Source organism: Candidatus Ancaeobacter aquaticus (assembly GCA_030765405.1).
GTDB classification, from domain to species: Bacteria; Auribacterota; Ancaeobacteria; order Ancaeobacterales; family Ancaeobacteraceae; genus Ancaeobacter; species Ancaeobacter aquaticus.
The window spans coordinates 24,270-30,027 of sequence record JAVCCP010000067.1; the positions used below are offsets into that span (position 1 = coordinate 24,270).

The following is a 5,758-nucleotide window of genomic DNA, read 5'->3' on the forward strand; positions in this document are numbered from 1 at the left end:
CTTGGAGTATTTTATATAAGAGTTTGCTGTGTAGGAATAAATAAAAAAGCATCGATTACCATTAAAAGCCTGATAAAATTGATTTGGAAAAAGAACTAATCAGGAGGCAACCGATGCGAAAGTATATTATCAAGAAAATACTAAATATTCCAAAATACAAAGTAACGGAAGTAATTCTTTTGAAGTGGGGAAAGATTCATGTACAGGTAGAACCGTATAAAAAGAAGAAAGCTTTTGGAACGTATACATGTGCAAAGATGAGGACGGGGATTAAAATAATTAATTCCCTCCTACTCTATTAATGATGAATAATATGTAGTAAAGTTTGATATATTCTAATCTGGGAATATTTAGTTCACTGTATAATGTGGGGCAAAAAAGAATGATGCCTGCTTCTAATTCTGTGGTTTCTCGTAATCATATATCCTAATCGCTCCGGTGGTTGTTGTAGTAACAGTATAGCAAGAATCTCCACTTTTATTTTTAATCCATATTGAACAACCATTCATGCTTCCGGATGAGCTTACGGTTATTTGGGTTATTGCACCGCTCGTTGTTATTTCGAGTTGTCCGGGGAGAGTATAATCACTTACATTTTGTATTGCATCTGATTTTACATCACCTGCCTCGGCTACTTCTTGATCTCTGCGTGCTATTGCATCTGTATCGCTAACAAATGGATTGTCTGGATCGGTATCGATATAGTCATAAGTTGATATTTTAGACTGAATGGGGTCGATTATGATGCTGAATTTTCTATTGTAATTTATTGCAAGTGATTTTGCGTTCTTAATATAGCTTGAGATTGACTCAGAGGAGCTTTTTAACAAAAGTTTTGTCTGAAAGTTCCGGTAAAATGGTGCGGTAATAAGGAATAAGACAGCAATGATCCCAATCACTGCTACAAGCTCAATGAGTGTCACTCCGCTATTTTTTTTCTTCATAAGTGTTCCTTCCAGTCTGTGGTCAGTGGTCTGGTGTCTCTGGTCTGAATTGTCTATTGCGCACTCGTAATATCGTCACTATCACCGGCAGTTGCATTTGGCCCGGATGACTCTATGCTTATCGTTTCAGTCTCGTTATCAGGATCAATAATAAGTACGTATATATATGGTTTTCCCCACGCGTCTACAACCTTATTATTTTCAATATCTTTAGTTTTGAAGGAAAGGTACGGCTTTTTTGTGAAGGGGCTCTCAGACTCTAGGGCGATTACAAGATTAGCGTTACTGCTTGCAGGATAGGTGCCCCATTCGGCATTATACAAGTCAGCAGCAGCAGTAAGTCTCGCGATATCACTTTTTGCTTTTGCCGTTTTACTTTTTGAATACATTGAATGCATTACGGGGATAGTGATACCTGCAATGAGTGCTATAATAAATAACACTGCGAGAATTTCTACAAGAGTGAATCCATTTTTTGATCTAGAAATCATAGAGGACTACCAGTTATACACATCGTCAGTGCCACCCTGATTATTGGTGCCATTAGGTCCAAAAGAATGAATATAAAAATCACGATTAGGGATATTAGTGGGATCGGGATTAGTGAGTGTATAAATATATGCATTACTCCAAGGGTCATCGAATCGAACGCCTGTAAGATTTTTTTGTTTAAACTCCATGTAGGGCCCATACGTTACGTCAGTTGCTGCTGGAGTCAAATTTATACTTCCGTCAGCATTTTTACCTATTGGTTCACCAAGATAGTCTGCTAAATCGTTTGGATTTGTGGCCGTTGGATATAATCCAAAATCCGCCTCAAGCATTTTAAGGGCTACACACAATGATTCAATATCAGCCTGCGCACGTGCAGATTTTGCTTTTTTTCTAACAACCCCCACTGAAGGAATAAGTATTCCCGCTAAGATAATCACTATCGCGATTACTGCAAGGAGTTCAAGTAATGTGAATCCGTTATTTCTTTTCATATATACATAATATCAATAAATAAATAAAAAAGATATAAAATTATGATGATAATTGTAATGGGGGGAGGTGATCGGTTTGGAGTCTTTGGTCTGGGGCTCTGCCTGTTGTCTCTTGTCTGTTTTTTAGGAGTTCTTAGTAGCGTCAACAAGTATACCGAAGAGTATGCCCCGGTCACTTACCGTAACTTTATCTATAGAAAAGTAATTCATGAGAGCATCTAATATGTACAAACCCGGCACAATAATATCAGCACGTTTAGAGGAAAGACCGATCACTTTTTTTCGTTCGCTGAGTTTCATGAACATAAGAGCATCTGTGATGTTGGTGATAGTGTTTCGTGTAATCTTTAAGCCATGAACTGAATCATGATCATATTGTTCTAACATGAGTTTAATAGCTGCAAGTGTTGTTATTGTTCCACCAGCACAAATAATATGTCGGGGCGGTACTTTTTGTAAGTCAGAAGGTATATTTGTCGCGATATAGTTCTTAATATATGTATCCATACGTTTATATTCTGAATATTTTGGAGGATTGCAAAAAAGGAATTTTTCTTTCAGTCTTACCGCGCCGATATCAAAGCTATGTGTAATAAGCTTTTTTTTGTTCCGGATAATGCATTCAGTGCTCCCACCTCCAATATCTACAATAAGACTGTGTGGGGATACTTTTAGCGAATGAGATACTCCTAAGTGTACGAGCAGTGCTTCTTCTGTGCCGCTAATAATACGTATCGGAGTTTTTATCGAGCGTGAGACTGAGGTAATAAATTCTATACCATTTTCTGCATCCCTTAAAGCACTGGTAGCGATGATAGTTGTTTTATCAGATTCATACCGCTTACATATACGCATATATTCTTTTATGACGGATACACTTTTATCTGCATGTGATAACGAGATCTTTTTTGAACGATGGAGATTTTTGCCTATCCTTGTTATTGTGCCGCCTTGCTCAAGAATAGAGAACGACTGGTTTTCGTAACGGGCGATCATGTAACGAATAGAATTTGTCCCAACATCAATTGCTGATAAGATCATATACACTCCGTTTTAGGTGCTCACATTTTGTTCGTGCCTCGTGTTTCGCGCTTGAACTGAAATCATTTAAAAAATACGAATCACGAACCACGAATCACGAACCACGAATTTATTTGCTGTATGCAATATATAATGATAATATAAATCGCATAAATATAAAATCAAAAAAAGGGGGGTATGTAATGCCTAGCTGGATCGGTCTTCCTGAACTTATTGTAATTCTCGTAATAATACTTTTATTGTTTGGCGCAAAAAAACTACCTGATATGGCACGGTCAATAGGAAAAAGCGTAAAAGAATTTAAGAAATCTGTAAGCGACATTACCGATGATGAAAAGGAAAACAAATCTTCGGGTGCTGAAAAGAAAGAAGATAGTTCTCAAAAAGAGGAGCCTCGTCAGGAAAATAAAGGATGAAATGGCCACTTCGACTGAAAAAGCATTTATTGATCACTTAGAGGAATTGCGATTAGTTATTATTAAAAGTGTAGCTGTTTTTCTTATATTGACCGCACTCGGTTTTATGCTTGCACCTTCCATTATTCGTTGGCTTGTATATCCATTACAGCACGTTTTGGCTGCGGTTGGAAGCACTATTAGCCCCGAAAGTATTTTAAGGACACTTCGGCCAACAGGCGGTTTTCTTGTGGGGCTTAAAGCTGCGTTTCTTTTTGGTATTGTGCTTTCTCTTCCGGTCATTCTCTATTTTTTTGGCTCATTTCTTATTCCTGGTTTGACGAAAAAGGAGAGAAAGGTTATCATTCCCGCTTTCTCCGCGAGTTTTTTTTTGTTTTGTATCGGAGCGGCTTTTTGTTATTTTGTTATTCTGCCGTTTGCATTAAAGTTTTTTTGGGGATACACTGAGCGTTTAGGTATACGGAATGAGTGGATCATTGAAAATTATGTATCTTTTGTTGTGCAGTTTTTAGTGGCATTTGGGCTTGTATTTGAAATACCCTGCATTGTGCTGGCACTCGTTAAAGTGGGTGTCCTGTCACATGCGGTTTTGCGAAAGAGTAGGAAATATGCGATAGTTGGCGTGTTTGTTTTAGCGGCGGCAATTACTCCTACACCGGATATTATAACTCAGATTGTTGTGGCACTACCGATGTATCTCCTGTTTGAGTTTTGTGTCTGGACAGCTAAAATCTTTGAAAGAAAAAAAACGGTTAAAGATGACGAAAACACAGAATTTGGCGATAAAGATTTAATGGGCTAACTCGTGATTTGTGGATCGTGGATAGTGAATCGATGGTGGTTAGCATATAGCGTTAATATTTCATTGCGCGATTAACGAAATACGAGTTACGAATAACGGCTTTATGGGGGTGTAGCTCAGCTGGGAGAGCACAACGTTCGCAACGTTGGGGTCACGGGTTCGAATCCCGTCACCTCCATAACATGTGCTGTGTTTTAGGTTTTGAGTGATGGTGTTCTTTTCGAAGGACCAAGAACAATAAAGGATCTAGATGTTTGGTTCTCTGTTCTGGATGGTGGGATATTTATCTATGAACGATGAACAATAAACGATAAACGACATTAGGGGGAATAATGAGGAAAAAAACGTGTGTTGTAACAGGTGGTGCAGGATTTCTGGGTTCTCATTTATGTGAATATTTGCTTCAGAAGGATTATCGGGTCATAGTTCTGGATAATTTTATTACCGGCAACCCAAAGAATATTGAGCACTTGAAGAAACACCCCCATTTTGAGTTTAAGAGACGAGATGTTACTGAAAATATCAAAATTGACGGAAAAGTTGACATAATATTTCATTTTGCTTCTCCGGCAAGTCCCGTAGATTACCTTGAACTTCCCATACAGACCTTAAAAGTCGGATCACTTGGGACTTATAGAGCTCTGGGATTAGCAAAAGCGAAGAATGCCCGTTTTTTATTGGCATCGACATCCGAAGTTTATGGAGATCCTTTGGTGCATCCTCAACCGGAAGACTATTGGGGAAACGTTAATCCTATTGGCCCACGAGGTGTCTACGATGAGGCAAAGAGATTTGCAGAAGCAATAACAATGGCATATCACCGCACACATAACGTTGATACAAAAATAGTAAGGATATTTAATACTTACGGTGAACGCATGCGGCTCAATGACGGGAGAGTTGTTCCAAACTTCATGTGTCAGGCGCTAAAGGGTAAGCCTATTACCGTATATGGTGATGGGGAACAGACACGGAGCTTTTGTTATGTGTCAGATCTTATTGAAGGGATTTATCGACTTGCGATGAGCGATATAAATGATCCTGTTAACATTGGTAATCCGGACGAATATTCGATTTTAGAATTTGCTCAAAAGATAAAAGCTCTTGTTGGTGCAAAAAGTAAGATCATCTATAAGCCATTACCAAAAGACGATCCTCGTATACGTCAGCCGAATATCAAAAAAGCGAAGAAACTGCTTAGGTGGACTCCAAAAGTGACGTTAGATGAGGGACTTAAGAGAACCGTAGACTGGTTTCATGCACAATTATACAAGAATAAATCGAAATAATTGTACGCCTCATATTCTTCAATTTAGGTCTTTTTAGTTAAATGAGTGCTATGTTTCTAAATTCCGCACTTTAACAAGATGTTGTCCAAAGACCTCAAAAAATTTTACCAACAATGTTTTTTACGAAAAAAGACCTTGAGCCCTTGACAAACGCTCACTTATGTTCTATAATGTGTTCATTGATTAGTGAGTTATGAAAATTTATAATCAAAAAACTTATTATAAGTACGGAAGTACAAAAGTTATATACATACTTCAAGTCATAGATTAAGAGGTGTAA

At 38.0% G+C, this 5,758-nt stretch carries 8 protein-coding genes and 1 tRNA gene; 5 read left to right on the forward strand and 4 right to left on the reverse strand.

Annotated elements, in window-relative coordinates; all coding sequences use genetic code 11:
- Positions 1-113 precede the first annotated feature (113 nt).
- Entirely contained in the window at positions 114-302 is a 189-nt protein-coding gene (locus tag P9M13_08820) for a hypothetical protein (GenBank protein MDP8263387.1), read from the forward strand.
- Between the two features lie 93 nt (positions 303-395).
- Here P9M13_08820 and P9M13_08825 read toward each other — a convergent pair whose 3' ends face one another.
- The 4 genes from P9M13_08825 to P9M13_08840 form a co-directional block, all read right to left on the reverse strand.
- Positions 396-944 carry a prepilin-type N-terminal cleavage/methylation domain-containing protein gene (locus P9M13_08825; GenBank protein MDP8263388.1) on the reverse strand — a complete coding sequence of 183 codons (549 nt, stop codon included), beginning with the start codon at positions 942-944 and terminating at the stop codon, positions 396-398.
- 53 nt (positions 945-997) lie between these two features.
- Entirely contained in the window at positions 998-1,435 is a 438-nt protein-coding gene (locus P9M13_08830; GenBank protein MDP8263389.1) for a type II secretion system protein GspG, read from the reverse strand.
- A gap of 6 nt (positions 1,436-1,441) precedes the next feature.
- Positions 1,442-1,930 carry a type II secretion system protein GspG gene (locus P9M13_08835; protein MDP8263390.1) on the reverse strand — a complete coding sequence of 163 codons (489 nt, stop codon included), beginning with the start codon at positions 1,928-1,930 and terminating at the stop codon, positions 1,442-1,444.
- Between the two features lie 123 nt (positions 1,931-2,053).
- A complete protein-coding gene (locus P9M13_08840; GenBank protein MDP8263391.1) occupies positions 2,054-2,971 on the reverse strand; it encodes a Ppx/GppA phosphatase family protein in 918 nt (305 codons plus the stop codon).
- A 182-nt stretch (positions 2,972-3,153) separates the two neighbouring features.
- Here P9M13_08840 and tatA point away from each other — a divergent pair, with 182 nt between their 5' ends.
- The 4 genes from tatA to P9M13_08860 all read left to right on the forward strand — a co-directional run bounded on the left by tatA (position 3,154) and on the right by P9M13_08860 (position 5,478).
- Complete coding sequence (gene tatA, locus P9M13_08845; GenBank protein MDP8263392.1) at positions 3,154-3,387, forward strand: twin-arginine translocase TatA/TatE family subunit; 234 nt, start codon at positions 3,154-3,156, stop codon at positions 3,385-3,387.
- Position 3,388: 1 nt separating this feature from the next.
- Complete coding sequence (gene tatC / locus P9M13_08850; GenBank protein MDP8263393.1) at positions 3,389-4,189, forward strand: twin-arginine translocase subunit TatC; 801 nt, start codon at positions 3,389-3,391, stop codon at positions 4,187-4,189.
- Between the two features lie 105 nt (positions 4,190-4,294).
- A tRNA-Ala gene (locus P9M13_08855) sits at positions 4,295-4,367 on the forward strand.
- Positions 4,368-4,521: 154 nt separating this feature from the next.
- The gene (locus P9M13_08860; GenBank protein ID MDP8263394.1) at positions 4,522-5,478 is read left to right on the forward strand and encodes an SDR family oxidoreductase; all 957 of its coding nucleotides are present in this window, start codon (positions 4,522-4,524) and stop codon (positions 5,476-5,478) included.
- Positions 5,479-5,758 lie beyond the last annotated feature (280 nt).

Coding starts and splice junctions, on each gene's coding strand:
- P9M13_08820 (MDP8263387.1), top strand. CDS start 114: ATGCGAAAGTATATTATCAAGAAAATACTAAATATTCCAAAATACAAA.
- P9M13_08825 (MDP8263388.1), bottom strand. CDS start 944: ATGAAGAAAAAAAATAGCGGAGTGACACTCATTGAGCTTGTAGCAGTG.
- P9M13_08830 (MDP8263389.1), bottom strand. CDS start 1,435: ATGATTTCTAGATCAAAAAATGGATTCACTCTTGTAGAAATTCTCGCA.
- P9M13_08835 (MDP8263390.1), bottom strand. CDS start 1,930: ATGAAAAGAAATAACGGATTCACATTACTTGAACTCCTTGCAGTAATC.
- P9M13_08840 (MDP8263391.1), bottom strand. CDS start 2,971: ATGATCTTATCAGCAATTGATGTTGGGACAAATTCTATTCGTTACATG.
- tatA (MDP8263392.1), top strand. CDS start 3,154: ATGCCTAGCTGGATCGGTCTTCCTGAACTTATTGTAATTCTCGTAATA.
- tatC (MDP8263393.1), top strand. CDS start 3,389: ATGGCCACTTCGACTGAAAAAGCATTTATTGATCACTTAGAGGAATTG.
- P9M13_08860 (MDP8263394.1), top strand. CDS start 4,522: ATGAGGAAAAAAACGTGTGTTGTAACAGGTGGTGCAGGATTTCTGGGT.